Origin of the sequence: Pseudomonas sp. CCI3.1, from assembly GCF_034313985.1 — a bacterium.
Taxonomy (GTDB): domain Bacteria; phylum Pseudomonadota; class Gammaproteobacteria; order Pseudomonadales; family Pseudomonadaceae; genus Aquipseudomonas; species Aquipseudomonas psychrophila.
This window is the reverse complement of the sequence record NZ_JAVIWO010000001.1, coordinates 4,526,742-4,552,831: the sequence shown is the minus strand read 5'-3', so window position 1 is coordinate 4,552,831 and position 26,090 is coordinate 4,526,742. Positions and strand designations below refer to the sequence as shown.

The window sequence follows — 26,090 nt, the reverse complement described above, 5'->3', positions numbered from 1 at the left end:
CTCACTAGCGAGATACTGAAAATCATGCCCGTCGGGACATTGCCGACCAATTTGAAGGGTTCCCGTCTTGAGGCAGATTTGGGTATGTAGATCGGACACCGGGCCCAGCCCAAGCAGGCCTTTTAAATCCACTGAATGTCCAGTCACGCCTCGGGCTACTTCAACGGCTTCTTGCGGATTGACCTGCTGACTAAGGTAACCATCGCCCTGCCTCTGCCCAAAGTCGTCGGTGTGTGTAAATCGATGTAAGCGCCTCCTAAAACAGGCATATTGGATTGTAGAGCGTAGCCACAGTGTTAATTGGTCAGTACAGCCGCTATTTTTGGGAGCATGAATCTTGTCAGCTGAAAGTAGTACCAAGATGATTACAGCCCATACCCCGTGGACGGTTTTTCTGGTGTTCTTGCGCTTGGGATTCATCTCCTTCGGAGGGCCAATTGCACACCTAGGTTACTTCCGCGAAGAGTTTGTTGTTCGGCGCCAATGGCTCAGTGAGCGCAGTTATATCGATTTGGTCGCCCTGTGCCAGTTTCTGCCAGGGCCTGCCAGTAGCCAGGTAGGCATAGGTTTGGGGCTATCGCGTGCTGGTTTCTCTGGAGCAGTTGCCGCGTGGGCTGGGTTTACACTGCCATCGGCAATAATCCTCGTTTTGTTTGCGCAAGGGATGTCCGCGTGGGGAAATGCATTCCCAAGCGGTCTTTTGCACGGACTTAAGATCGTCGCGGTTGCTGTTGTTGCTCAAGCCGTCTGGGGAATGGCGCGCAATATTTGTACTGATGTACCCAGGGTAACCATCGCTGTGTTTGCAGCTTGCGCAGCACTCATCTGGCCAAATGCCTGGGGGCAGATCGCCGTGATTATCTGCAGTGCTGTCATCGGTCTGATGCTTTTCAAGCCTGCTCAACAGCATACTGCTGAGCCCCTTCCAATATCAGTTAGCCGAAAAGTAGGTCTGGTATCGTTGGTGGTATTCTTTGGCTTATTGGTAGGCCTACCATTTTTGATCCAGGTTTGGCCCTCTGAAGCACTAGCTATGACGAATGCCTTTTTCCGAGCAGGGTCATTAGTTTTTGGAGGGGGGCATGTTGTACTACCGTTACTTCAGTCTGCGACCGTATTCAACGGATGGGTAACCAACGACACATTCATTGCTGGGTATGGCTTAGCACAGGCCGTACCGGGCCCGCTCTTTACCTTCGCAGCATTTCTCGGAGCGTCCATGAACGCCCAACCCTCTGGTTGGATCGGAGCTACGGTATGCCTGGTCGCTATCTTCGCACCTTCATTCCTACTCGTAATCGGCGTGCTGCCATTCTGGGAGCAACTACGACATAGTTTTCGCACCCAATCGGCCCTTGCAGGAATTAATGCGGGAGTAGTAGGGCTACTCTTGGCGGCCTTATATAACCCAGTCTGGACGAGTGCAATTTTGAAACCTCAAGACTTCGGTTTGGCGCTGATAGCCCTTGTCGCCCTAATGTTTTGGAGGGTTCCCCCATGGGTAGTCGTCTTGGGCAGTGGAATGCTTGGATGGTGGCTCAGCGGTGTACTTTGAAAGCAAGCATCAGCCAAAGGTATCTTGATCTGTATAGGAGGTTATTGATGTCAGTAGCGCGGATGCTATAGGATCTTATCAGGAGATGGCATTCCTCCTTTAACCGCCTTGTGCTGATGATGCCTACGTGAACCCTAGACAGGGTGCGTAGGTGTCGCTCCCTGTCCCTAATTTAGGACAGGATATGATCTTACTTTTCGTGCTTCGCCCATCTTACAGCGCTGTCCCTCTGCATGCTTGGCCCTCCAGGTTTGGTAAGGAGTGCTCGTCATGCTGAAATCATTGATCGTCATTGCCATCGGCGCCTCAGTTGGTGCTTGGTTACGCTGGCTTTTGGGTATAAAGCTGAACGCTCTATTTCCTACGATTCCTCCCGGGACTGTAGTCGCGAACATGGTCGGGGGTTATCTCATAGGGCTGACCATCGCCTTCTTGGCTGCATCGCCTTCGCTCAGCCCTGAATGGCGCCTCCTGATCATCACCGGATTTTGTGGTGGTCTTACCACTTTTTCTACATTTTCAGCCGAAACAGTCACCTTGATTCAGGAGGGAAAACTGCTCTGGGCGCTTGGCTCAATTTCGTTGCACGTGGTTGGTTCGCTGGCGATGACCGCTGCAGGGCTTCTTTCATACCAAGTGATTGGTACTCGCTGAGGAGATAGACATGAAAGGCTTTATGGTCGTTTTCTTTACTCAACGTAACCGTCGCTATCAGAGAATGATGTTAGGCGAATGGATAGTCGATTTGCCAAAAGAAATGAGCCCACTTGGGAGAGATCCGTCCGACGCAACCACTTCTACAACATCGGAGGTATGAACATGAGCTACGCGGACATTCCTGCTGGTAACGCGATCCCCGATGACTTCTTCACAGTTATTGAGATCCCTGCAAACCACTCGCCGATCAAGTACGAGGTCGACAAGCAGAGCAGACAGATCTTCGTTGACCGCTTCCTAAGCACACCGATGTTCTATCCGGCCAACTACGGGTTCATTCCAAATACGTTGAGCGATGACGGAGATCCTCTTGACGTCCTGGTGGTTTGCCCTTATCCCGTCTCACCTGGAGTTGTCATCCGCAGTCGCCCGGTGGGTGTGATGTACATGACTGACGAAGCCGGAGCGGATGCCAAGGTGATCGCTGTGCCTCATGAAAAACTCAGCTCGATGTACAGCGACGTAAAGGAGTGCTCAGACCTCCCTGCGCTACTCCTCGCACAGATCCAGCATTTCTTTGAAAACTACAAAGCATTGGAGCCGGGTAAGTGGGTGAAGATGGGGCGTTGGGGGAGCGCGGATGAGGCGCGGGAAGAGATTCGCAAGTCGGTAGCTGCGTATATTCCCAAGTAGGTTTCACTCCAAATTGAAAGCATCAGCCGGGAGTCAGAACTGAGGGGCAAGTGATTTGCCTCTCAGTCGCTCGGCACATCAAATGTCGAGGGAACCACACGCATAGAAAAGTGGATGGCTATGCTGCGCATGACTCAACTCAATCAAAGTCATTCCAGAATATCGGCCTTTGATAACCCACTTATGGGGTCGCGCTAGCATGCATTTGACGATTTCCTATTTGACTAAGGTGATTGGTATATCTGAGAGCTGAATCACCTTTGCCGCGACAGAGCCCAGAAAAATCCCTGCAAGAAAGCCGTTGCCATGTGAGCCTAGGATGATGTTGTTACATCCTAAAGAGTGTGAGCACGCCACGATTTGGCTTGCTGCATCGCCTTGTAAGGTGTGAAGTGTAAATGCAACCCCTTCCTGCTTCAGAAGCACCCCAGCTTTTTGTGAGCTCTCAGCACTTTTATCACCGTAGTAACGATCAATCTCATCCGCTCTCATGTCGTGTGCAATTCGAGTTGGTAACAGTGGCTGTACATTCACCAGATGTACCTCAACACTACCGCCCAGTAATCCGCCATCTTGGATTAGCCCAATAAGGTAACGCACTGCGCGCTCCGAGTGCTCGGAGCCATCGACAGCTACAAGTATTTTATGCATTTTCTAAATCCTCTTTCAGTGGCATGAAGATGCTTGTCGTTAGGGGATTGCCAGCTTGCAATCAGTTCTACTCGGACAGGCGGATTCGAATCTGTTTTTCAATCTCGATGATCGCAAAGAGCGCAACACCGACCCCGATGATAAGTAGGCCATCAAGGAAGGGGATCGCTTCTGTGGCAAACACCTTTTGCAGAGGTGGCGCGTAGGTGATGGCGAACTGGGCCAAGGTAACCACTGCGACGGTCATCCACACGACCTTGGTGCCACGAATGCCCTTCCAGGTGAGCGATGTGCTGTAGAGATTACGAATAAAGAACAGATGGAAAATTTCCATCACGACTAGCGTATTCACCGCGATGGTTCGGGCCAACTCCACGGAGTAGCCACGGTCGAGCGCATACGAAAAAATGCCGTAAACACCACAGAGGAACAGAATAGAAACAAGCACCATATGCCAGACTAAAGCACCGCTTATCAATGGCTCTTTGCGCGAACGAGGCGGTCTGCGCATGGTGTTATCTTCGGTGGGCTCGAATGCCAACGCTATGCCGAGCGTTACTGCGGTTATAAGATTAATCCACAGAATCTGTATCGGCGTCACCGGCAGTGTAAGGCCGAGGAGCAGGGCCACGATGATGGTCATGGCTTCACCTGCGCTTGTGGGAAGCGTCCAGCTCAGGACTTTCTTAATATTGTCGTAGACTGTACGCCCCTCGCGCACTGCAGCAACGATGGACGCGAAGTTGTCATCAGCCAGCACCAAGTCGGCAGCTTCCTTGGCGGCGTCACTACCTTTTCCCCCCATAGCGATGCCAGCATCGGCACGCTTTAGCGCTGGTGCGTCATTAACGCCATCGCCCGTCATTGCCACTGTCATGCCATTCGACTGCAGCAGCATGACCAACCTGAGTTTATGTTCAGGGCTGGTACGAGCAAAGATATTGACTTCCTTTACCGCCTCCTTGAGGGCGGCATCGTTCATGGAGTCCAGGTCTACACCAGTCAGCACCTTGTCGGGATTATGCAAGCCAATCTGACGACCGATTGCGGCGGCGGTGCCGCCATGATCGCCAGTGATCATTTTTACAACAATTCCCGCTGCCTGGCATTGTTGAACTGCCTTTATCGTCTCGGGTCTAGGCGGATCAATTAGCCCGACCATGCCCAACAAGGTTAACTTCCCTTGCACGTCCCCAAACTCCAACACAGTGTGCTCTGGCTGAACTGACCTAGCTGCAAACGCCAATACACGCTGCCCTTTTGCGGCGATGGTGTTTGCCTGTTCGTACCAGTAGTCCGCGTTAAGGGGCTCAGTCACGCCATCGGTTACGAACTGCCGCGTGCTCATGGCCAGTATTTGCTCTGGCGCACCTTTTACATAGATAGAAGCATGGCGATTATGGTTGTGATGGAGGGTCGCCATAAAACGGTGTTTCGCGTCAAACGGAATGGCATCGCTTCGTGGCCAGGTACGATGATCTTCATCGCTATCTATTCCGGTTTTTCCGGAAAACGCTAGCAAGGCTCCCTCCATCGGATCGCCTTCAACCGTCCATAAGTCTTTATTCTGGCGCAGCACGGCATCGTTGCAGAGACCTGCTGCTCGCCCCAATTCTGAGAGCGCAGGGTGAGACGATATCTCGATCAGCTGATCGGCAATCCTGAAGCCTCCCGCTGGCTGATAACCTGCGCCATCGACCGTGAAGAGAAGATCGTTCGTGACGACCGATGCGACCATCATTTCGTTGCGGGTCAGTGTTCCAGTTTTGTCAGTGCAGATGACGGATACCGAGCCTAGTGTTTCGATGGCAGGCAGGCGACGCACGATAGCGTTGCGGCGAGCCATTGCGCGAACTCCGACAGCCAACGTGATGGTAAGGACGGCGGGCAATCCTTCAGGTATCGCCGCTACTGACATCCCGACTACGATCATGAAAATCTCTGTGAACTCGTAGTGCGCGACATAATGGCCGAACACGAGCAGAAGTCCACCGACTAGCAAGATCAAGATCGTCAGCCAACGTGCAAAGACGTTCATTTGCTGCACCAGCGGAGTTGTCAGCGTTTCTACTCCAGCAATTAGCGTACTGATGCGGCCGATCTCAGCTGCAGCTGCGGTAGCAACTACAACCCCTGTAGCTTGTCCGCATGTCACGAGCGTACCGCTGAACGCCATGCAGGTACGATCACCCAGAGCGGCTTTAAGGCCCACTGGTTCGGTATGCTTTTCTGCGGGTACGGACTCACCTGTGAGAATTGCTTCTTGAATTTGTAGTCTGTTCACGTGCAGCAGACGTAGATCAGCAGGGACTTTGTCTCCCGCCTCCAGCAATACGATATCGCCCGGTACTAGCTCCTCGCCCACAATACTTAAGCGTTGGCCTGCGCGAATCACGGCGGCGTGCGGTGCCAGCATCTGCCGGATAGCGTCCATGGCTTTTTCCGCTTTGCCTTCCTGGACGTAGCCAATGATTGCGTTTGCAATGACCACCGCCAGAATCACCACCGTATCCCACAGATGCTGCAGCATCGCGGTAATCGCAGCGGATCCTAGAAGCACATAAATCAGAATGTTGTGAAATTGCAGCATGAATCGCAGCCAGGCGGGTCGCCGTGCGGCTTCTGGCAAACGATTGAAACCAGTGCGGTCAAGCCGGGCTTGAACTTCGGCGGCCTCCAGCCCGACATGCTCATTGACCTCAAGCAGGTTTGTCACCTGCTCTGCAGGTAGGGAGTGCCAGGCCACGGAATGCGGAGGGATTGGTGTTTGCCCCGTTGATGCGTCGACCACCTGCTTCATCAATGAGTATCTCCTGTGCACACAGCTCAAGTGAGACGGGCTGAGGTGATCATGAGCGAGCGTGGGAATATAAGGCTGAAAACATTATTTTCGGTCTTACATCCTATAGTTCCTTCTAGCTGACAGGAACTATAGATGTAACGCAATCAACCGGCTGGCAATTACTGATGTAGATCAAACTATCAGCAGCAATTAATGTGACAAAATGTTTTGGTGAGAAGTTTAATCTTCTAGATTTTTATCTAATATTGCATGCAACCGAGCACTGCGCGAAGCAAAAACGGGGAGGCATAAATACTACTGCTGCTTTTAAGAAAACTCTGTTTATTCACTATATGGCATGCAGTTTTTGCAATATTCCTGTGTTGCCTTGTAAAACCCGGAATATTAATGCTTTCAACTTAATCCCAGTTATGCATAGCGCCCTAACTTGATTTAGCTACGTTATCAACCTGGGACTCTTCCAGCGCCTCCGGTGCTTCTAGCAGCTCGGTAATAACGCTGAAGTCACTCACTTCAACGGCACCTAGCCCATAGCCAAGCAGGTGGAACGAGAACGCTTTACGCGGCTGCGTATTATCGAAACTGAAGTCCATCTCCAGCGGCTGATCGGCAGTGACGACCATTTCTGCTGGCAGCCCCAGTGGCACATCCTGCTCCAACTCCTTGGCTTTCAGCAGGATGTAAGCGTTCTGCTGTGGATCTAAAGAGCGCACGGTCAGGCGCACGCGTGTTTGTGAGCCCTTGGGCATTTCCAGATACTGAGCACCGATCAGGTTGTCAGCCCAGTCATCCTTGATCTGTGCCTGAAGCGGGATGATGGTGGGACTGCCGAACTGGTAGTGCTGGTTCAACGGTGTCCGGATCAGCGAATGATCCAGCGCCGAGGCTTTTGATGTGATTTCTCGTGCTCGTTTGCCCCCGTACTGTCCAGCAAGGGTAGCGTGGTCGGCAATGAACCCTGCGCTATTGTAATTCCTGCAACGTTGTTGAAAGTCACACTCGATCAAGGTGCCTTGGCCATCGTGATAACGCAGCTTGTCGTTGGTGAACGACATGATCTCGCGGCCTGTTTCATAGTCACGAAACAGCGAGCGACCGCTCAAGGCTGAGGGGACAGGTAAGGCGAAATAGTCGAGTATTGAGGCACTCAGATCGACATGCCCGTAGACCCCAGACTTTACCTTGGGCAACTGATCCTGCTCGGGCGCTAACATCAGGTTGAAACCCCAAGAGGAAGCTAGGCGCACTCCATCAATTCCGTGAGATTCGTCCGAGGTGATCACCACCAAGGTGTTTTTCAAGATGCCTTGGCGTTCCAGGCCGTTGAGGAATTGCCCTAGGGCATCATCCAGATATCCGACGGCAGCCTGCTTGGGTGTGTCGTAGCGCTCAAGATAGTCCTGAGGGGCCGAATAGGGTTGGTGGGTGCCAACGGTCAGCAGGGTCAGCATCCATGGTTTTTTCTGCTTTTTCAGCTGGCCGACGTAGTCGAGTGCCCCTTCGAAGAACGCCTTGTCGTCTTTGCCCCAAGGAAAATCTAGATAGTTACTATTGGTGAACCATTCCAAGCCGTGGGTAGCATCGAAGCCAATGTGCGGCATGATCTTGTCTTTGGCCATGAATCTAAGGCCTGCACCCTGAAGGTAGTGCGTGGCGAATCCGTTCTTGTGCAGTTGGGCTGGGAGGCACGCCTTGTTCCGTTTGTTCTGGGTCAACATCTCAACCCCCTTGGGCGTTCCGTTGTCCAGTTTGTCGTAATCGCCGCAAAGCATAGCGTAAAGGCCGCGAATGGTTTGATGGCTATGCAGTACATAATCCGGCGTATTCATTCCGCGTTCTGCCCAGCGACTGAGGTTGGGCATGAGATTTTCTTGATAGCTGCTGTGCAGGGCTTGGCGGTTGACGCCAACGTAGGCACCAGGAATACCTTCCAGCGCGATGATCAACACATTTCGCGCCCGCCCTGGTGCCGCGAGCAATTTCTGTCCGTCCAGATCGAGTTGAGTAAGCCCCGCCATTTGCGGTGGAACATCGACAACATCACGCTCCAGCCACTCTTCTGCGCTTGCCTGAACATCGCCAACGCTCGCGGCCATCAACTGATGTGGCAGGTTGAACAAGCGCCACTGGTCTTCTTCTGAGGGGTACAGGTGCTGAGCACCCCAATGGGTGATCAACAGCAGTAGCGGTGCTGCCCACGCGTTTCGTGGCAAGCTCGGAGACGTAGCGGAGCGTCCTAGGTACTGCGTGACCAGCCAAACCACCAGCCCAAGAAACAGAGTAGCGGCCAGCCAAGGCTGGGCGAAACCACCCCCGGTAGAGTTTTCCAAAAACTGAGGGTCGATCAGGTAGTGCAGGTCTGATGAGTTGGGAAGCCTACCGACCGCGCTGACCAGTTCGGCAGTCGCCAGAGTCATAAGCCCCCATGCCAGCAATACCGGTAGCGCTAACCACCAAGGACAGCGATGCAAGAGTACGATGAGCAGGCTCGCAATTCCCAGATCTGAAAGATAGCCAAGTGGATTCGACCAACCCAGAGCTGCACGCAGGCACAAAGGCATGATCAGAACCAGTCCGATCAAGGCGATGAGACGTGCACGGGGTTGACTTAACCAGCGATGGATAACGTTCACGCAAAGGCCTTCCAGACATTAAATCTTCATATAAGTGTGCTGGATGGTATCAAGCAGTGGGACGACTCATCGGGTTATTCGAAAAGGAGACGGTGGATCGAGTCAGTGACGGCATTGGTGCTTGGACGTAAGCCCTATTTCAGAGGCTTGCGTTGAGGAATGCTCGCTGACTATGCCCTTCAGCATTAACTGTTTCAGGCTGTTTAACCCCGCCGCGCATGTATGGGCCAAGTGTTAATATATTACCTTTGAAGTGATCCCAAGGACGTTGATGACTAATCATCAAGCTAAAGCCGAAACCCCTAGAGCAGCCGCGATTCTGGCTCGCTTCCTGTCGTCGGAGTCCGCTGGCGGTCTTGTGCTGATGGGCGCAGCACTCGCGGCACTAATCGTGGCCAACTCGCCTCTCTCGCAAAGTTATTTTGCAGCCTTGCACAGTGTCTGGTTGGGCATGTCTGTCGAGCATTGGGTCAATGATGGCTTGATGGCGATCTTCTTCCTGATGGTCGGACTCGAGATCAAGAGAGAGGTTCTGGCAGGAGGGCTCTCCACTTGGGGACAGCGCGCCTTGCCTGGATTTGGTGCCGTCGGTGGCATGGTTGTGCCTGCGCTTATTTACATCGCAATCAACTGGGGTAATTCTGAGACGTTGAAGGGGTGGGCTATTCCAGCCGCTACCGACATCGCATTCGCCTTGGGCGTCTTGTCGTTGCTGGGGAAGCGAGTCCCTACGTCGCTGAAGGTCTTCCTCGCTGCCTTGGCGATCATTGACGACCTGGGTGCTGTGGTTATCATCGCCTTTTTCTACACCACTGGTCTTTCCATGCCGATGTTGCTGGCATCGCTCGCAACCCTAGTCATTCTGATCGCAATGAATCGATTGGGCGTCAGACGATTATTCCCATATATGCTGGTCGGTGGTGTGCTGTGGTTCTTCGTGCTGCAGTCGGGGGTGCATGCCACTCTTGCGGGTGTTGCCGTTGCACTGTGTGTCCCAATGGGCAAGCCAGAAGAGGAAGCCAGGTCTCCACTGCTCTTCCTAGAAGAGAAGCTGCACATGTGGGTAGCATTCGCTGTGGTGCCGATTTTCGGCTTCGCCAACGCGGGTGTTTCATTAGCCGGTATTTCGATGGAAAACCTAGTCGATCCGGTTCCGCTGGGTGTTGCGCTCGGCTTGTTGGTGGGCAAGCAGATTGGCATTTTCCTATTGGCTGCTCTGGCCATTCGTATGGGCTTGGCCAAACTGCCGGAAGGCAGCAATTGGGCACAGCTTTACGGCGTTGCGCTCTTGTGTGGCATCGGCTTTACCATGAGCCTGTTCATCGGAAACCTGGCGTTTGCTGGATCAGCTCACCTGATCGACGAAGTAAAAGTCGGTGTGTTGATCGGTTCGACCTTGGCTGCAATCGGTGGAGTCCTGATTTTGCGACGCAGCGCTGGGCCCGCCATTGTCGCTGCCACGGTCTCTAAATAAGCGTAAGCGAGCCGGCCACGGAGTTTCTCCCAGACAGAAATCCTGTGGCTGGAACATCGTCTCGCGAAGTGAGGTCATCGTGCTTTACGCCACAAGCTGCTGAGATAGCCCCTCAAAGGCTGATTGGCGGCATCAACTCGGACGCGACTTTTTTCAGCATGAACGTTTCGCGCTGAATTGACTGCCCCATCGATGACTCCTGACGCTGCATCACGGCTTCATTATGCGTTATGGCTTCATGCAGGTTGATCCAGACAGGCCGCATACCATTAGCGATTTCGTGGCTTTCCATTCTCACGGGCGCTAGCTGGGGCGCGACTTCGCATTGATAAAAATGCGAGGTCATGTGCATCAGATCGTACTGTGGCTTCCAGTAGGGCCGGTACTCCTCGATATAACCGTAGTGCTGGAGTACCTGTATTTCACGGGCACCAGTCTCTTCCTCAAGCTCACGCCTCAGGCCTGTGACAATGTCCTCGTCACCATCAAGACCGCCTCCAGGAAAGCTGAAGTCGTTATAGCGCTCGGTGAACAGCAACAGGATCTGATCATCCCGAATCACGATGCCGCGTGCTGCATGTCGACGGAATACTCTGCCCTGTTTGGATTTCAGCTCGGGGTGAACAATTTCAGTTATGAGTTGCATGTGGTCTCGTTACGGCAAGATCAGTAGTCATCGTCCAGAATGGCCACGGCATTTCCGCAGTTCTGGAAATACTGTGGCCAATGGAATTGGCTCAGCGAAGCAGCAATACGGGTAAAGTGGATGTTCGCAGCATCGTCGTGGTCGTGCTGCCTACCAGAAACTGCCTGATGCGAGAGTGCTCGTACGGATGCAGGATATTTCTCCTTATCCAGCACATGAAGCAAGGTCAGGGGAGCGCTGAGTCGTTGCGAGGCCCATGCTGCGTAATCGCAGACCGTCAATGAGGATTGTGAGTTATCAATGCATGCCATTACGTGGGTCATTGTCGTTCTCCTTAGTGGCTCATGAGCTTGTCGATGGCACCGGGTTTGTCATGTACACCGAAGCGGTCAACGATTGTTGCGCTGGCTTCATTGAGACCGAGCACTTCAACCTCAGCGCCTTCACGACGGAACTTGATCACGACCTTATCCAGCGCTGCGACGGCAGTGATATCCCAGAAATGCGCCTGTATGAGATCGATGGTGACTTTGTTGAGAGCTTCCTTGAAGTCAAAGACTTCAGTGAACTTGTCCGCAGAGCTAAAGAACACCTGGCCCACGACGTGGTAAGTCCAGGGAAACGGCAAGGGAAACCAGCAAAACAGCCAAGTCCATGGCAATCAGGCCGGCCAGGGAAGCAAAGGCAAAAACTCCGGGGGCGGCGATTGGAATCACGGCCCAAGTATCAATCGGGGAAGCATTCTTGGGATTGTTGACGGATATCGGGACTACTGGAGTCCAGGCCCTGCTTTGCCACCCGGCATTCAGAAAAACCTCGCTCGCGGCAAGCCTCTTCCACCAGGTATCGCGAAAAAGCTAGATGGTCGATTGATCGGCAGGCTGCCGCATTATGATGGATACGAATGGCAGCAGGCGGGCACCGACTTGATACTCGTCGCACTAGCAACCGGGCTCATTTACGAAGTGCTCAACGGGGCTTTTGATTAATGCCTGAATGGCGACTGCGGTTTCAGTGCCGGCCCCCATGTCCACAGACTCGGTGGCGAGCCAGATGGAGTCGATGCTGATCATCGCAGCAGCTCTCGTAGGAAAGCGGAACACGCCGCTGCATTTTCTGCCGGCCAGCTCACAACGACTACGCCTTTTGAATGAGGCACTTCGATCAGGATCGTGCTGGGAAGGACTTGATGCACCGCTGCCGATGGCGGCGTCTTTACCGGAATAAAGGCACTTTTAAGCGCCAGATTTTTTTGCGTACGCACCCGAATCCATTTATGGACGAGGTTGGCATTGAGGTTGTAGGTCAAGGCAACATTGACAATCGAGGTGTCAGGCTGCGCACACTCGGCAATGACTTAGGCCTTGAAGGATTTAGAATAGGAACGGCGTTCTTGTGGCATGGGTGTCCGCTTAATTTAGGTGGAAACCATCGCCTTAAGCGATGGCATCAGGGAGGTGTATTGCCCGGACGGTTACCGCCAACGTCCGCAAGATGCTGGTGTGCGCTGCCGCCCTAATTTATTAAAGATTTTACGAAAATTTTACAACCCCTAAAGATGGAGCATCCAATACTGCACTGCGCTAATTCATCAGGCTATTTTATATGTCTCTCGCAGGACTACGGCTTATCGGATTCATCTTAGGCATTTTTCTAATCACGCTAGCTATAAGCATGATTATCCCAATGATCACACTGGCGGTCTATGAGCGGGATGGTGGCGATCTTTCAGCTTTCCTGTGGTCTAGCTTAATCACATCTGTCTGCGGCCTTCTGTTGATCGCACGAGGACGCCCAGATACCGCCCAGCTTCGTCCCAGGGATATGTACCTGCTAACTACTGGCAGTTGGGTTGTGGTGTGCATCTTCGCATCGCTGCCAATGGTGTTTATCAGCGACATCAGTTACACCGATGCATTCTTTGAAACAATGTCGGGCATCACAACTACAGGGTCAACGGTACTCACTGGCTTGGATACCGCTTCACCGGGATTATTGATCTGGCGCTCAATGCTGCATTGGCTCGGCGGTATAGGCTTCATAGGCATGGCTGTAGCGATCCTTCCACTGTTGCGGGTGGGTGGTATGCGTCTCTTCCAGACAGAGTCCTCAGACTGGTCGGAAAAAGTAACGCCTCGCTCCCATGTGGCCGCCAAATACATCCTCTTTCTCTACTTGGGACTCACGGGGCTCGGAGCGCTAGCTCTTTGGGTCGCTGGAATGACGCCGTTTGAAGCGGTCAACCACGCCATGTCCTTGATCTCAACTGGAGGATTCTCGACTTCGGACTCTTCACTGGGGCATTGGACGCAGCCAGCGATCCACTGGATAGCTGTGGTCATCATGATTCTGGGTAGTCTACCGTTTACCTTGTATGTTGCGACATTGCGCGGCAACCGGCGTGCGCTGATTAAAGATCACCAAGTACGTGGATTTATTGGATTCTTGATTGTGACCTGGCTGGCCGTAGGGACATGGCTCTGTTATCACAGCGATTACGGATGGTGGGATGCGTTTCGTATCGTCGCAGTCAACGTGACCTCTGTGGTCACTACTACCGGAGTTGCTGTTGGCGATTACACGCTCTGGGGGAGCTTTGCAGTTCTTTTGTTCTTCTATTTGACCTTTGTTGGAGGATGTTCGGGCTCCACAGCTGGGGGCCTCAAAATCTTCCGTTTTCAGGTTGCTGCGACTTTACTGATAGGTAGCTTAAAGCAACTAATCCATCCAAGATCCGTGATTCAGAAGAAGTACAATGGCCATCCAATTGACGAGGAAATACTACGCTCGCTTTTGACTTTCTCATTTTTCTTCAGCATCACCATTGCAATTATCGCCTTAGGACTTGCCTTGATCGGCCTGGACTGGACAACGGCATTGAGTGGCGCGGCTACTGCGGTGTGTAACGTGGGCCCTGGAATTGGCACCATCATCGGGCCTGCTGGTAACTTCTCATCATTACCCGACGCAGCAAAATGGTTGCTCACCATCGGCATGCTACTGGGCCGATTAGAGATACTCACTGTACTGGTACTTATCACACCCGTTTTTTGGAGGTACTAATGATGATTAAGAAAGTGGCCATCTAAGATTCTGGTTGGTTAGATTTTAGCCAACCCAGCATGAAGCCCGGAGGGCTACAAATATACGAAATAAAAAGCCCTCAATACTCAAGGGCTATTTATGTATCAGGAACGTTTAGTGCGAAGAGTCCGCTGCTGGTATTGGCGAGACCTTGGCCCCGGCTACGAGGCCCAACTCCACTGCAGCAAATCCGATGACTAGACTGAGCACTAGATAACTGATGGACACGAACACACTGGCGGGATCTTTCATCATCTCCACGGCGCCAAAGACAAAGCTTGAGAACGTCGACAGGCCGCCCATGATCCCGGTGCCTACCATGACGTGTACGTATTGATTGATCCGGTTGCTCTTGAACAGCGACGTGGCCACCCCCAGCAGGAAGGCGGCGACGATATTGACGACAAAAATATCCATGGGAAAGCCGTCGGCCAAGCGCGGCACTGACAGCATGACAAATTCGCGGCACATGGCGCCAAACGCGCCGCCGACGAAAATCAGAATAATCATGTTCAACATGGTGTTTGCTCCTGTGTCAGCGCGCCAGCCAGGCGCCGAATGCGGCGGCGGCCAGACCGACCAGTACCGAGATGATCAGATAACCTGCCGCCCATGCACGATCCTTCGCCTTGATCAGTTTGGAAGCATCCAGCTGCATGCTACTGAACGTTGTGTAGCCGCCAAGAATACCAGTGAGCACGGCAGCACTCAGGAAGTCGCCGTAGCGGTCACGCCAGTCAACGGTAAACAGAATGCTCAAGTAGCCGATCACAAAGGCGCCACTGACGTTGATCAAAAACGTGCCCAGCGGGAATGATCCCTTATAGATCTGCCCCACCCGCAGTCCGATCCACCAGCGCAGCAAAGACCCCAGCCCGCCCCCCAATCCGACCCAAAAAACATCCAGCGCAGTTATGAAGTTCCCTCTCGTGCCAGTTGATAATTTCAGGGAACTCTAGTTGATAAAAACCGCGTAGACATGAATGAGGCATCAATCGATAGGACACGTCGCCTGCATGGTAGGCAAGCCAGTACCGACATAAGTGGGACTGTACAGCCCTGTCCGCCCTCTTGCTTCAAAGCAACCGTTTCGGCTGAAAATATAGAAAAGTGGCGTGACCGCAACAGAAACCCGTGTTTATAAGGAGGCGCCACTTAGGGCTTAAGGTCGTAAAGTCCAAGGTATGAGGCTGACCCAATCAACGCTCATTGAGCATCTTCTGCGCAGAAGTACTGATAGTGGGCATTGATTCCCAAGCTTAAAGTCGCGTCATAGTAGGTGCGCTTGATCTACTACGAACCATCAGGCTACGCCCGCGAGATAGCTATGCACTTGTTTGACCACATCTCGTGCAGTACGGGTCACGCCGATTAATGTTGCAGAAGCGAGCCCCGTCCAATCGCCGTAACCCACCAGCCATAAATTGGGTAAATCAACACTTCGGTTTTCGTCCACTGCTACTTTGCCGTCCTGGCCTACAAGGCCTAGGTTGGTAAGGTGGTCTAGCGCTGGAAAAAACCCGGTGCACCAGATAACGACATCCACCGTCGTCTCATGTCCTGACGGCCATACGACACCTGTCGGAGTAAAATGAGTGAACGGTCGTACCGCGTTCAGCACACCGCGTTCACGAGCCTCTTTTACCGATGGAACCATAACGATATCACCTAGCCCACCTATGAGTTCTTTAGGTTCTGAGCCCTCCTGCTGGGCTTTCAATCGAGCCGTAGCTCGTTCGAACAGGACGCGGCCGTCAACCTCATCAGGCAGAAACCTTGGGACTTCTTGAGTCACCCAGGTTGCCTGGGCTACTTTGGAAACCTCGGCGTAAATCTGGGCTCCCGAGTTCCCCCCGCCCACGACAAGGACGGTCTTTCCCTCAAACCTATTCGGGCCTACATAATGAGCGGAATGAAGCTGCTGTTCTAAAAACAACTCCTGCCCTAAATAACTTGGAATGAATGGACGGTTCCAAGTGCCTGTTGCACTGATGACCGCTCTGGCATCCCAATATCTATCCCCCGAAACAACGCGCAAACCGTCTTCAATTCTCTCAACACGGGATACCCACGTAGAACGAATGATGGGAAAGTTGTATCGCTTTTCATACTGAGTCAGATAATCGACAACATCGTCACGGCTAGGCGTTTCTTCCGACACAGCAGGCATAGGCCAGCCTGCAATCGAACTCCATGAAGACGGAGAAAATAGTCGGAGTGAATCCCACCCATGCTGCCATGCGCCTCCTGGCGCCGGGTCTGCATCAAGTAGCACGAATGACATACCTGAACGCTTCAGAAAATAGGCGGTTGCGAGTGCGGATTGGCCGCCGCCAATTACTACGACATCAAATTTCATATTTGGATTCACCGCTATTACTCCATGCTCATTCTTTCAGCTTCATTTGCGTCGGTTTGAATCGCCCCGGATTCTCTAGACACCTTGCAAGCTCATTACGTAACGTTTTTCAAACTCTACCGGCGACAGCTGATTGTTGAAACCATGACGACGTTTTGCGTTGTAAAACATCTCGATGTAATCGAACACATCACTACGAGCATCTTCCCGTGTGGTGTAGATTTTCCGCTTGATCCGTTCCCGTTTCAGAAGCTGAAAAAAGCTCTCGACCACGGCATTGTCATGACAGTTGCCACGACGACTCATGCTGGCGATTAAGTTGTTCGCCTTCAAAAAGCTGCGCCAATCGGAGCTACTGTATTGACTGCCCTGATCGCTGTGAACCATCACTTCCTGCTTCGGTTTTCGCCTCCAAACCGCCATCAATAACGCATCAATGGCCAAATCACTGGTCATCTGCGACTTCATTGACCAGCCAACGACCTGACGAGAAAACAGATCCAGCACCACTGCCAAATACAACCAGCCTTCATACGTACGAATGTAGGTGATGTCGGTGACCCAAACCTTGTTGGGTTTTACGACATCGAACTGGCGCTTCAGCAAATTAGGTGAGGCGACCGCTGGCTTACCGCCGTGCTTTCCAGGGCGGCGTCGATACCCTGTCTGAGAGCGCAACCCTTCAAGACGCATCAGCCTCGCCACACGATGGCGACCACAGTCCTCACCGATCTCGCGCAGATCATCATGGATTTTGCGATAGCCATAAACGCCGCCGCTCTCAAGCCAGGAGTGCTTGATCAAACCCAGCAGTCGCTGGTCGTCTTTGGCGCGTACCGATTGCGGCTCAGACAGCCAGGCGTAATAACCGCTGGGATGGACTTTCAGCGTCAGGCAAAGCCTTCGAATCGAATAGTCGCCCGTGTGCTGCTTGATAAAGGCGTACTTCAGCCGCACTCCTTGGCAAAATACGCGGCGGCCTTTTTTAATATGTCTCGCTCTTCAGTGACGCGCTTGAGTTCCGCTCGCAGACGACGCAGCTCAGCGTGCTGATCATCATCCTGCTGCCGTTCTTCTTGAGGTTTGCTGTAGCGCTTTATCCAGGCATAGAGGCTATGCGTCGACACACCGAGACGGGCCGCTACATCAGCGACAGGCAGCTGTTTTTCGGTCACTTGATTGACCGCTTGGATTTTGAATTCTTCGGGATAACGTGGGTTGCTCATGGCACCTCCTAATTGGCCTCAGTTTAAGGCAAAGAGGTGTCTAGGAAACCCGGGGCGATTCACAACTCCGAGCTCATGGAGGACACTGACGAGATCTATTCACCATCAAACCACCACCAAGCACCCAGGATCGAAGCCTGTCCTTTGACCCGGATAACCGCGTGGATTGGAAACCACTCGGCACCCATTCTTGAGGAAGTCTGCTGCAAAATGCGTGTGCCCATGTATCCAGAGGTCAGCCTTACTAAGTAACTCTGACCAATCGTTCGCATAGGCTGCAGCCAGATGTCCAGGGTGATCGTCACCCAGGTGATCCAACACTGGTGCATGGTGTGTGACCACCACGGTTTTACCGTCGAAGGGTTTATCGAGTTCCTGGGCTAACCAGCGGCGAGCCCTCATTGATTTGGCTACCAAGTCGTCTGGACGTAAGCGCCTGTAATCCAAGTCGGCTCGAATCACCAAGAAATCGTTCATCGAATCCCAAGCAATTCTCTTTGCCGCAACCACATCACCCGTAGACGAATAATCCGTCCAGGCAGTTGTGACCAAAAAGCGTGTGCCATCGAGAATGAGCATCTCGTTTTCGAGTACATGCACATGGGGCAATGCAGCGTTTTTCATCTTTAGCAGTGTGTGACCTATGTGCCCGCCGTAGTACTCATGATTACCGCATACATAGATCACTGGGCATTGAAAAACCTCGCTTGCCCATTTCACGCCCCGCGATTTGATATCAATGTCGCCGGCGAGAATTACTACGTCCGCTTCGCTTGGGGCGGGATCGAACCGAGCGAACTCGAGGTGCAGGTCAGAGTAAAACTGAATTTTCATAACGGACGACCAGTTTCGATTTAGTTGTACTTTGGATACCGCTGCGGCGGCCGGCCTCCGAGCATTGCTCGCCTTGCAAGGAGAGACTGCGTTTACGTACTTGGATTAAAAAATCACTCGAAGCCCTTTAAGAGAGTGAGCGTCAATAAGACGACCTGGGGCATCGGTATAAGCCTTTTCGTCATCTATGTTGTGAAGACATACCCGACATCCCGTGGAGTCATATCCCACCAGCAACCCCGAAAGCCCCTCCATGATCCACTTGCCGTTTTTGTTCATCCACCCCGGCGTGACGACCTGAATTTCCGTAACGACAAACTCGCTGGTTTGTTGGGAAAGTATTTCTTCGAGCATATCGATGTCACTAATCATCATGGTGCGTGGCCACACCTTGCCATCCAAGCACTCTTCAAGAACGACGTGATACCAAGGATGAGCCAAGTGGCGTTCAAATATCCGCCAGTTTGAATACCCATCCCCAAAGATATTAGGGGCGCCCTCGGCAAAGGCTTCATGACTTCTAAACATTTCGCATTCCCGTGGATCTACAGACCGCAGTTGCAGCTGACATCACTGATAAAGAGACAGTATCGCGGCGAGATTGGCCGACTTTTCGTCGCCGTCTCCCATCAAAACGTACACAGTATTTTTGGTTTCAAAGAGAAAGCCATCTTGGAATGAAATGGCCATGGTACTGCGCACCCAATTTCCGTAATCGAAGCGTCCTCGGCTGTCTAGGATGACTTTTTCGGCGAAAACAAAGAGCGGCAGGTGGCCATGAACGTGGATTTTAGTGAGATCCCCATCGCTCGCTATCGCGTGCACGATTGTCCACTGCTGGACAATGCAAAAACCTTTGTTTGGAAAGCGGCTCTGTACTAGTTGAATCAAGCGCTCTTGGCTTTCTCCAGATCCAGAGCGTGGCTCTCCAGTGGTGGAGAGGAGCTCGCTGGCTGCTTGGATTTCTTCAAATTCCAATCAAAAAACCTCTGACAATACATGTGATATGTTTGGCGCTAAAACTGCCTCATGCCCATATCCAAAAGACCATGAACATATGGTTGTGCGGCTCAACTCTGAGAAAGCGTCACCGCGCACTTTCAATACTACCACCAAACGTGGTTTATCGGAAGACAGGCGTTATGGCTCTATCCTCGCTTTTAGGGCTGACTATGTCGCTTAAGAATGAGATCGCCGGAGTACTCAGGGCAATCAGGACAATCCGGGGATTTGACTATGGTGATTTGGCAGACGTCAGTGCAAAAGCAAACATAGGAAAGCTGGAGCAAGGAAAGAGCAATATCACGGTCGCGAAATTGATCGAATTAGCAGATGCCCTCCAGTTTGATCCTATTGCTCTTATAGCCCTATGCGTCGCTATCCAGAAGGATGAACCTACCGACACCACCCTTGAGAGAGCACGTGCAGAACTTGACTCATTCAAAGCAGAAGGAGGAGAGGTGCTTGTTCGGAGTCAGTTTGTGGGCAAAGAGCTGAAAAAGCGGCCTGCGGGTAAGCCTGGCAATACCAAGAATGCCGATGCTGTGAGAGATCTGAAGACTTTAGGAATGAGTCAGGCTGAGGTGGCACAGAGGCTTGGATTGGCCAGCTCAACGGTGTATCGGTACTGGCAAAAAGTATAACGGCAATTTAGGCGAGGCCGGAGACCATGGCCCAACGGATAGGCTATATGTCGCAGAAGATCTGACACCTTGTGTTTGCGCTGGCCTACAAAATCGTCAAAGCGCCTGAAGGGTTGCGGCCTTGCTAGAACCGTTGAACCCGATCAGGAAAGTGACTTCATAGAGATCAACAGTGACCGGCTCTGCATCAAAAGACTGAAACCCAGACATTATAACCAGACGTTCAATTCATCTAGCCGGTAGCATTGGTAATTCGAAGAGACGGCTAGAGGCGCCTCATGACGCCGAAGCCATCTCTGATGCTCTGAGGGCCACGTCTTTGAACGACATACCAAAGGGTAAACACCCCCTACGCGTATGCGAGCATTTGCCGGATCTTACGGCCCCAGGTCTTATCGTGAATGAAACGCTGGTGGCCATGATCGCCGTTGATGATCTCATCCTTGGTCAGTGTCGATAGGACTTCCCAATCCTCGCCAAACCTATAGGTGGCGTTATCCAAATGTGAGCTCTCAAGTAAGTAAATCCCACGCTTGGAAAAGCCAAAGACGAAGTAGCCTTGATAACCCCCTCGGCCCGTGGCAAAGAAATCAGGCTCGAATCGAGTTATTTCCCTGATCCGATGTTCGATCACTCCCTGCTCTGACGCCCGCAGACCGGCCAAATAGGGTTTGACGATGGCCTCAGCGTTCTTCCAAGGGTACTTCCCAGGAGGAAGCAACTCCCACTGCAGATGGCGCGCCTCCACCTTTGCAATGCGCTGCCGCCCAACGTCTAAGATCTCAAACTCCTGGAAGAATTCGAGCATGAGGTTGGCCAAGTGAAGAAGAGCAGCGGGCAGCTCATCAAAATTCACCCGGCGGGTTACGATGTACTCTTTCCCATCAATGACGCTCAGAGAAAGGTGCTCCATAGGCGGGCGTACAAAGTCAATGGGATACACATCCATACTTCGAATTTGCACCCCGCTGTGCTCGTTACCATGCCAGTCTTTCCAGCTACGGTATTGAGGAACTGATTTCTTGATAAGTGGGAGATCTCGCCGTTTGATCTCCTTACCACGAGCATTGAATTCGCTTACTTTGCCGACACCCGCAGGTAGGATCCAGTCACCATCTTTTTTGAGGTGATCAATCGCCAGCCGCGCCTCAATGTTCTGATCGAGCTTGTTTCGCTCAATCACAAACAGCATTTCGCGGGCGCCATGCGAGTGCGCGATGATTCGATTGACGCTGGTGATTGACTTGCCTGTAACCATACCGTTCATCCTTGCTAGCCAAGAAAGGACTCAACAGTAGCATAATGCCAGCAGAGCGAACCTGAATGGTCGAGTAAATCTGGGTCAGACGGTCGAGGACACAGTATTGACCTAGCTTGATAGCTAGGATCAGTGAGATCGTTCGCGCAGAGCCCGGCAAAGACGGGTCAAAGCAGGGACGGAGACTCCAGAAATTGCTCTACGGTCTCCGAGGGATGTGTGACGAGTTCGTTTACCAAGCCCATATGAGCGCGCAGTATCACCCTAGCATGATCAACATAGTGGTTATAGGTGGTAATCAGATGTTTGTGCCCCATCTGGTTCTTGATAACCTGCATAGCAGCTGCGTCGCGCACCTCACTCATTTGCCCCAGTAGTCCGCCCTTAAATCGCTGGATAAGGAATTTAGTCGGCCACCAGTGCCTAGCATCGTAAAAACGAATGGACTTGCGTATAGACGGATCACTGGCCCGAGCGCGCGCTCGAGCAGCAACGGTGCGGCGGGAAATCATTTTGGGCGTCACTGGTATTCCCCGAGAGGACAGAAAGAGAATTGATGGAGGACATGGCTTTCCGAATCGTTTTTCGTACAATTCTGCTCGGGGAGCGTAATGCTCTTGGATGTAATGGTCGTCCAAGGCTTTAAGGTCAAGCTTGTGAATGGTGATCTTACGGGATTTATTACCTTTGCTCTGATTTACATAGTACTCGACATTTTCCCCATCTAAACCCATATACTCAAAAGGCTTGATGTGGGAGTTAAGGCCGTTGCCCAGGTAGGGGAACTTACAAAGATCCATAGGCCTCATCGCCGTTCCGAGGGAGAGCTTGAAAAGCGCAGCATAGACTGGATCTTTATACCCCAAGATTAGGCTCTTCATCTCATAATTTGTGGGTAAAGAGTAGGAGCGATCTTGGAAGTATTGTCTATCAAGAGCCCGCACCCCCGCCCGTCCAAAACGGTAAGAGCTTTCCGTTTGATATGAGCTAAAAGCTCCTCGTCCTTGAAGTTCGCCCTCCACGTTACATACTGAAAAGACACGCAGCTTGGATAGTCTTTTTTTCGAAGCCATTCAAAGAAGCCATAAATTCTCTTAGCATCCTCAATAATAGTTTCTGTGCTGGGCCTAGTCGACTGCGCGACCACTCGGCTAACCTCGCGCTGGATTTGCCATTCCTTTATATCGTTATTATCGACTAAAGAGTGATAGCTTGAGATTGGTACAGTCCGATATTTCTCTAACGTTGAGAGATACCGGTAGAAAAGCGATATAATATTTGAATACCGATTGGAAGTATCAAGAGAGGAGCTCACGTCTTCCAGATACAGATTTACATGACTCAGCAAAGTCCTTTTGCCGCGATTCACGGCAATGAGTACGTAATGCGACCTAATTCTTCCAGGATTGGATACGTGGGGATAGGTAAGCTGTCGTCTCTCGATGGAAATCATTCAATCCCCCTGTACGATCCTGAAGACCGTCACTTTGTCATAGCCGTCGTAGATCGTAGGCAAAGGTTCCTTCGCCATAGCCTTGAACTCAAATTCAGGAACATTCCTGAATAGGAAACCACGCTGCGCGTTGATTACCGCCTCGCTATCGCAATAGGGGACATATAGCTGTAGCGGTACAGCGCCCTTCAGGGCTTGTATAAATTCCTTGATTTCAATACGAGAGTAGATTGGTAAATTAATGACCACAAGCGATTCATCGCGCTTTGAACAATAGCGATCAATAAATTTCTCAAATGAGCAGAGGTATCGCTCCTGAAAAATAATTACGTTTATTGCCCCCTTCTTGAGTAGCCTTAGTACTTTTTGTTGCATGGCGTCAATTGCTTTGCGCTTGAGCACGATATAGGATTCTTTGTCGTTAGCCGATGGCAAGTTAGCGACCGCAATGGTTAGATCAGGCTTAAAAACATGAACATCCACTTTCTTCCCTAGAACAGGTTGTGGATGCGAACCAGTATTAGCAATGATTAATGATAACTCAACTTCCTTTTCATCTAATTCACGTTTAAGTTTTTCAACATGAAGTGCTTTTTTACGGAGCTCAGCGGTCAACTCTTTGGCGCGGTGAGTGAGGATATCACTTGTCATCAAAGAGGTTATAATGTTGTTCTCAAATTCCTTGAACCTCGCATCTTGCCTGGATAGTACATCCTGCAACTCCGACTCAAGTTCTCTCACAAGCTTTTGGGTCTGTAGTATTACCTTAGAGGCATCGATTCCTTGCCTAAGCAACAGCTCATCGACCGTGCGCTGACCAGTGATGAATCCTTTAAGGTGAAGATAATTCTTGTGAAATGCTTGCCTAGATATACCTGCACGCTCGGAGACAATCCCTACTGTCAGCTTTTCCTTCGTACCACTCAAAAAGTGGTCGCGGATGACCGTGATTATTCTTTCTTCGGTGTCAGATACGCTCACAGTATAGAACCTCATTGATGAACTCGAGGAGCTTATGACCTATCCGTGAAAGGCTCCACTTTATGTTTGGCAGCTGACACTAATAATTCGTTAAGCAATCGCTCATTAACTGAAACCTTCAGTTCAAGTTCTCTGACTGCCTCAACCTTGAGTCTAGCTCCGTTAGCAAGAATCGTCCTGTAAAACTTGAGATTATGCTCAATGGCATCTTGAGACCCCTGAAGAATCACGTTTTTATCACAATGAATTTGGCAGTTGGAAAAATCAGGCCCTGCCGGATAGATTAATCCTGTAGTGGATGCCAGGCATGGCGGAAGTTGGTCGCACTCATGGAATGTTTGAGACATACATATAGTGCCAAGAGAAGTGCGCTGGATTCGAAACGACGAACCGCCCTCAAATAGGTGCTTTACATATTGCATTACTGTGGTTTTCAAAACGGTGCCTGAGAATAGCTCGGGCCGTTTATTCACTTGATCAGCAATCCTGTTCGCTGCATCACCAGCGTAAACCCCAGTATGAATAGCGCGAACGACATCTACGAAATCCTCGGCAAAATGTTCCTTGAGGGTGTCGACCACCGAGGAAACTAAAAAGGGATTGCGCGCAATGTAACGAAGTGTCATGACGTATGAACTATGGTCAAATATCATTCGAATGACGTCGATATTGGCCTCAGACTCATTGATCAAAAGTTCTGCGATGGTCTTACGGAATCGGTGGATATGTAATTGAGGAACGCCAGCCTCTCCTGCGACAGTACGAGCTACGTTAGCAATCATTCGATCGAGTCTGTTTACTGTGGCCCCACCTCTCACAGGTTGAAAAATATAACCTTTGCGAAAATAGTGACCAAAAATTCGAAGTTTCCTGAACGAATCAATTGCTTCACCCAAGTAATCCGGGATGCTGATGTGGTCAGCATCCCCCAAATAATTTGGATCGGTGCTTGTTTTATACCTAGCGAAGGATACGCGCCAGACGCCGTCCGCCCCACGCGTAACATCCTCAAACTTAAGCGCAGCCATTTCCCTTTTGCGCATTCCAGTCATCAGGCAAAAGAGAATAAAAATTGCATTCCTGACCCTGTCGACAGCGCGCCTGTATTTATCTTTCCAGCTATAGCTATGTCGAATATATTCCAAGTGACGTCCTGAGGAGGAAGTCATGCGCTGGGAAAGGGTATTATAGTCAAAACCGACAATGTTAATCCCTTTCACCTGCTGTGCCAGTACGGATTCAAATCGTGTATCACGCTGTGCCGTGATGTGTACCGACTCTAGGGCCTTGGGTATCGTCAGCAGATAGCGCTGGACACCCTCAATCACAGGGATGCCCTCATCTATCCAAAAATAGGCATAGCTTAGTAAATAGCGGAGTTCTTCCTCTGTAAAAGGCTTCCAACCGACAAAATTAGCGGCGATATAATCATATACATCTCTTCTTCTTTCAGGCGTATCTATCTCATTAACATCAACATCCAGACAAAGCTCACTTGGTATAAGCTGCTGGACAGAGACTGAAAGCCAAAAATTTATATAGAAAAATAACATATAATACGAATGTGGATATGCCTGTACTTTGCACTCATCAAGCGCCTGATTCAACATATCTGAACTTATAATTGATAGAGACTCCTCAGTACCGTCCAGATGATTATCCTTGAAAACAAAACGCTCGACATACTTAAAAGCATCTGCATAATTCATTGACGAAACGTAACTTTTGATAGTCCCAAATGGATTAGTGGATGGTAAAAAATAGTACGATATTGCGCGCTTAAGCGATTGTAAATCCTCACGCGAATTATTAATTACTATTGAAATCTCACAATACTCTCTTCCCTCCATCAAAACCCAGCGACCTTGATTATAATTAGAATAGTGTGAAACCGGAAAATCACCAGTGGGACTAGCGGCCAGTTTAAACTTGAGACCACCTTTACGCTGACGATTAGATAAGTCTTCTAGCGGGACAGACGACTCCTCGGCTACGTCTTCACCTGAAGAGTGACAGGAGCGCCCGTGGGATGTCTCATAGAGATTATTGAAATAGGCATCAGCAGCCTGTCGGGCTTCACTATCAATTTCTTGCATCAACTGCTCGAAATCATCGTCCTCATCATCATTGGCAATCATGG

General features: G+C 51.1%; 23 protein-coding genes, 4 pseudogenes and 1 riboswitch. Of the genes and pseudogenes, 7 read left to right on the top strand and 20 right to left on the bottom strand.

Features of this window, described 5'->3' with window-relative positions:
• The first annotated feature begins 361 nt into the window (after window positions 1–361).
• The 3 genes from chrA to ppa all read left to right on the top strand — a co-directional run bounded on the left by chrA (window position 362) and on the right by ppa (window position 2,905).
• Window positions 362–1,555 carry a chromate efflux transporter gene (gene chrA, locus RGV06_RS20910; protein ID WP_095023405.1) on the top strand — a complete coding sequence of 398 codons (1,194 nt, stop codon included), beginning with the start codon at window positions 362–364 and terminating at the stop codon, window positions 1,553–1,555.
• A gap of 72 nt (window positions 1,556–1,627) precedes the next feature.
• Window positions 1,628–1,688, top strand: a riboswitch (Fluoride riboswitch).
• Between the two features lie 137 nt (window positions 1,689–1,825).
• A complete protein-coding gene (gene crcB / locus RGV06_RS20905; RefSeq protein ID WP_019822688.1) occupies window positions 1,826–2,209 on the top strand; it encodes a fluoride efflux transporter CrcB in 384 nt (127 codons plus the stop codon).
• A gap of 165 nt (window positions 2,210–2,374) precedes the next feature.
• Window positions 2,375–2,905, top strand: a complete 531-nt coding sequence (gene ppa, locus RGV06_RS20895) for an inorganic diphosphatase (RefSeq protein ID WP_322151149.1) — start codon at window positions 2,375–2,377, stop codon at window positions 2,903–2,905.
• Between the two features lie 216 nt (window positions 2,906–3,121).
• Here ppa and RGV06_RS20890 read toward each other — a convergent pair whose 3' ends face one another.
• The 3 genes from RGV06_RS20890 to RGV06_RS20880 form a co-directional block, all read right to left on the bottom strand.
• Window positions 3,122–3,556 carry a universal stress protein gene (locus RGV06_RS20890; RefSeq protein WP_095019788.1) on the bottom strand — a complete coding sequence of 145 codons (435 nt, stop codon included), beginning with the start codon at window positions 3,554–3,556 and terminating at the stop codon, window positions 3,122–3,124.
• Between the two features lie 67 nt (window positions 3,557–3,623).
• Window positions 3,624–6,356, bottom strand: a complete 2,733-nt coding sequence (locus RGV06_RS20885) for a cation-transporting P-type ATPase (RefSeq protein WP_095025396.1) — start codon at window positions 6,354–6,356, stop codon at window positions 3,624–3,626.
• A gap of 425 nt (window positions 6,357–6,781) precedes the next feature.
• The gene (locus RGV06_RS20880; protein ID WP_095019790.1) at window positions 6,782–8,992 is read right to left on the bottom strand and encodes an LTA synthase family protein; all 2,211 of its coding nucleotides are present in this window, start codon (window positions 8,990–8,992) and stop codon (window positions 6,782–6,784) included.
• 271 nt (window positions 8,993–9,263) lie between these two features.
• Here RGV06_RS20880 and nhaA point away from each other — a divergent pair, with 271 nt between their 5' ends.
• A complete protein-coding gene (gene nhaA, locus RGV06_RS20875; RefSeq protein ID WP_095019791.1) occupies window positions 9,264–10,466 on the top strand; it encodes a Na+/H+ antiporter NhaA in 1,203 nt (400 codons plus the stop codon).
• 112 nt (window positions 10,467–10,578) lie between these two features.
• On the opposite strand, the gene RGV06_RS20870 is transcribed toward nhaA, so the two are convergent.
• The 4 genes and pseudogenes from RGV06_RS20870 to RGV06_RS20860 form a co-directional block, all read right to left on the bottom strand.
• Window positions 10,579–11,112 (bottom strand): NUDIX hydrolase, encoded by a 534-nt coding sequence (locus tag RGV06_RS20870; RefSeq protein WP_133075653.1) that lies wholly within the window; start codon window positions 11,110–11,112, stop codon window positions 10,579–10,581.
• Window positions 11,113–11,203: 91 nt separating this feature from the next.
• Window positions 11,204–11,296: pseudogene (locus RGV06_RS25815) on the bottom strand (universal stress protein); the annotation flags it as partial.
• Window positions 11,297–11,435 (bottom strand): annotated as a pseudogene (locus RGV06_RS20865) (universal stress protein); the annotation flags it as partial.
• 11 nt (window positions 11,436–11,446) lie between these two features.
• Window positions 11,447–11,725, bottom strand: a pseudogene (locus RGV06_RS20860) (STAS domain-containing protein); the annotation flags it as partial.
• Window position 11,726: 1 nt separating this feature from the next.
• Here RGV06_RS20860 and RGV06_RS20855 point away from each other — a divergent pair.
• Window positions 11,727–12,101, top strand: a pseudogene (locus RGV06_RS20855) (anti-virulence regulator CigR family protein); the annotation flags it as partial.
• Here the strand turns inward: RGV06_RS20855 and RGV06_RS20850 are convergent.
• Complete coding sequence (locus RGV06_RS20850; RefSeq protein ID WP_322151142.1) at window positions 12,054–12,185, bottom strand: hypothetical protein; 132 nt, start codon at window positions 12,183–12,185, stop codon at window positions 12,054–12,056. The pseudogene RGV06_RS20855 and the gene RGV06_RS20850 sit on opposite strands and share 48 nt — an antisense overlap.
• Entirely contained in the window at window positions 12,182–12,421 is a 240-nt protein-coding gene (locus tag RGV06_RS20845) for a hypothetical protein (RefSeq protein ID WP_322151140.1), read from the bottom strand. The genes RGV06_RS20850 and RGV06_RS20845 overlap by 4 nt, the downstream gene beginning before the upstream one ends.
• Window positions 12,422–12,717: 296 nt before the next feature.
• Between RGV06_RS20845 and RGV06_RS20840 the strand changes: the two genes are divergently transcribed.
• Window positions 12,718–14,175, top strand: a complete 1,458-nt coding sequence (locus tag RGV06_RS20840; RefSeq protein WP_322151138.1) for a TrkH family potassium uptake protein — start codon at window positions 12,718–12,720, stop codon at window positions 14,173–14,175.
• Window positions 14,176–14,310: 135 nt separating this feature from the next.
• Here the strand turns inward: RGV06_RS20840 and crcB (RGV06_RS20835) are convergent, their stop codons facing one another.
• The 7 genes from crcB (RGV06_RS20835) to RGV06_RS20800 all read right to left on the bottom strand — a co-directional run bounded on the left by crcB (RGV06_RS20835) (window position 14,311) and on the right by RGV06_RS20800 (window position 19,593).
• Window positions 14,311–14,715, bottom strand: a complete 405-nt coding sequence (crcB, locus tag RGV06_RS20835) for a fluoride efflux transporter CrcB (protein WP_095023947.1) — start codon at window positions 14,713–14,715, stop codon at window positions 14,311–14,313.
• 16 nt (window positions 14,716–14,731) lie between these two features.
• Window positions 14,732–15,082: a fluoride efflux transporter CrcB gene (gene crcB, locus RGV06_RS20830; protein ID WP_322151136.1), complete on the bottom strand. Its 351-nt coding sequence runs from the start codon at window positions 15,080–15,082 to the stop codon at window positions 14,732–14,734.
• A gap of 417 nt (window positions 15,083–15,499) precedes the next feature.
• Window positions 15,500–16,555, bottom strand: a complete 1,056-nt coding sequence (locus RGV06_RS20820; RefSeq protein ID WP_416194583.1) for an ArsO family NAD(P)H-dependent flavin-containing monooxygenase — start codon at window positions 16,553–16,555, stop codon at window positions 15,500–15,502.
• A 75-nt stretch (window positions 16,556–16,630) separates the two neighbouring features.
• Window positions 16,631–17,781 (bottom strand): IS3 family transposase gene (locus tag RGV06_RS20815; protein ID WP_322151134.1). Its coding sequence is split into 2 segments (ribosomal slippage): window positions 16,631–17,544 and window positions 17,544–17,781, totalling 1,152 coding nucleotides; the frame shifts between segments, so codons are not numbered across the junction.
• A 105-nt stretch (window positions 17,782–17,886) separates the two neighbouring features.
• Complete coding sequence (locus RGV06_RS20810) at window positions 17,887–18,615, bottom strand: metallophosphoesterase family protein (protein WP_322151132.1); 729 nt, start codon at window positions 18,613–18,615, stop codon at window positions 17,887–17,889.
• Between the two features lie 105 nt (window positions 18,616–18,720).
• A complete protein-coding gene (locus RGV06_RS20805; RefSeq protein WP_322151130.1) occupies window positions 18,721–19,143 on the bottom strand; it encodes a hypothetical protein in 423 nt (140 codons plus the stop codon).
• A 42-nt stretch (window positions 19,144–19,185) separates the two neighbouring features.
• Window positions 19,186–19,593 (bottom strand): DUF6957 family protein, encoded by a 408-nt coding sequence (locus RGV06_RS20800; RefSeq protein WP_322151128.1) that lies wholly within the window; start codon window positions 19,591–19,593, stop codon window positions 19,186–19,188.
• A 164-nt stretch (window positions 19,594–19,757) separates the two neighbouring features.
• Between RGV06_RS20800 and RGV06_RS20795 the strand changes: the two genes are divergently transcribed.
• Window positions 19,758–20,258 carry a helix-turn-helix transcriptional regulator gene (locus RGV06_RS20795; protein ID WP_322151126.1) on the top strand — a complete coding sequence of 167 codons (501 nt, stop codon included), beginning with the start codon at window positions 19,758–19,760 and terminating at the stop codon, window positions 20,256–20,258.
• A gap of 349 nt (window positions 20,259–20,607) precedes the next feature.
• Here the strand turns inward: RGV06_RS20795 and RGV06_RS20790 are convergent, their stop codons facing one another.
• From RGV06_RS20790 to RGV06_RS20775, 4 genes are all read right to left on the bottom strand, one after another.
• The gene (locus RGV06_RS20790; protein WP_322151124.1) at window positions 20,608–21,516 is read right to left on the bottom strand and encodes a hypothetical protein; all 909 of its coding nucleotides are present in this window, start codon (window positions 21,514–21,516) and stop codon (window positions 20,608–20,610) included.
• Between the two features lie 167 nt (window positions 21,517–21,683).
• Complete coding sequence (locus RGV06_RS20785; RefSeq protein ID WP_322151122.1) at window positions 21,684–22,589, bottom strand: hypothetical protein; 906 nt, start codon at window positions 22,587–22,589, stop codon at window positions 21,684–21,686.
• Window positions 22,590–22,969: 380 nt separating this feature from the next.
• Window positions 22,970–23,950, bottom strand: a complete 981-nt coding sequence (locus tag RGV06_RS20780; protein ID WP_322151120.1) for a hypothetical protein — start codon at window positions 23,948–23,950, stop codon at window positions 22,970–22,972.
• A gap of 32 nt (window positions 23,951–23,982) precedes the next feature.
• Window positions 23,983–26,088 (bottom strand): site-specific integrase, encoded by a 2,106-nt coding sequence (locus RGV06_RS20775; RefSeq protein WP_322151118.1) that lies wholly within the window; start codon window positions 26,086–26,088, stop codon window positions 23,983–23,985.
• Window positions 26,089–26,090: the final 2 nt, after the last annotated feature.

Excerpts from the sequence above, each read along its gene's own strand:
- chrA (WP_095023405.1), top strand. The coding sequence starts at position 362 with ATGATTACAGCCCATACCCCGTGGACGGTTTTTCTGGTGTTCTTGCGC.
- crcB (WP_019822688.1), top strand. The coding sequence starts at position 1,826 with ATGCTGAAATCATTGATCGTCATTGCCATCGGCGCCTCAGTTGGTGCT.
- ppa (WP_322151149.1), top strand. The coding sequence starts at position 2,375 with ATGAGCTACGCGGACATTCCTGCTGGTAACGCGATCCCCGATGACTTC.
- RGV06_RS20890 (WP_095019788.1), bottom strand. The coding sequence starts at position 3,556 with ATGCATAAAATACTTGTAGCTGTCGATGGCTCCGAGCACTCGGAGCGC.
- RGV06_RS20885 (WP_095025396.1), bottom strand. The coding sequence starts at position 6,356 with ATGAAGCAGGTGGTCGACGCATCAACGGGGCAAACACCAATCCCTCCG.
- nhaA (WP_095019791.1), top strand. The coding sequence starts at position 9,264 with ATGACTAATCATCAAGCTAAAGCCGAAACCCCTAGAGCAGCCGCGATT.
- RGV06_RS20870 (WP_133075653.1), bottom strand. The coding sequence starts at position 11,112 with ATGCAACTCATAACTGAAATTGTTCACCCCGAGCTGAAATCCAAACAG.
- RGV06_RS20850 (WP_322151142.1), bottom strand. The coding sequence starts at position 12,185 with ATGATCAGCATCGACTCCATCTGGCTCGCCACCGAGTCTGTGGACATG.
- RGV06_RS20840 (WP_322151138.1), top strand. The coding sequence starts at position 12,718 with ATGTCTCTCGCAGGACTACGGCTTATCGGATTCATCTTAGGCATTTTT.
- crcB (WP_095023947.1), bottom strand. The coding sequence starts at position 14,715 with ATGTTGAACATGATTATTCTGATTTTCGTCGGCGGCGCGTTTGGCGCC.
- RGV06_RS20820 (WP_416194583.1), bottom strand. The coding sequence starts at position 16,555 with ATGAAATTTGATGTCGTAGTAATTGGCGGCGGCCAATCCGCACTCGCA.
- RGV06_RS20810 (WP_322151132.1), bottom strand. The coding sequence starts at position 18,615 with ATGAAAATTCAGTTTTACTCTGACCTGCACCTCGAGTTCGCTCGGTTC.
- RGV06_RS20805 (WP_322151130.1), bottom strand. The coding sequence starts at position 19,143 with ATGTTTAGAAGTCATGAAGCCTTTGCCGAGGGCGCCCCTAATATCTTT.
- RGV06_RS20795 (WP_322151126.1), top strand. The coding sequence starts at position 19,758 with ATGGCTCTATCCTCGCTTTTAGGGCTGACTATGTCGCTTAAGAATGAG.
- RGV06_RS20790 (WP_322151124.1), bottom strand. The coding sequence starts at position 21,516 with ATGGTTACAGGCAAGTCAATCACCAGCGTCAATCGAATCATCGCGCAC.
- RGV06_RS20785 (WP_322151122.1), bottom strand. The coding sequence starts at position 22,589 with ATGGCTTCGAAAAAAAGACTATCCAAGCTGCGTGTCTTTTCAGTATGT.
- RGV06_RS20775 (WP_322151118.1), bottom strand. The coding sequence starts at position 26,088 with ATGATTGCCAATGATGATGAGGACGATGATTTCGAGCAGTTGATGCAA.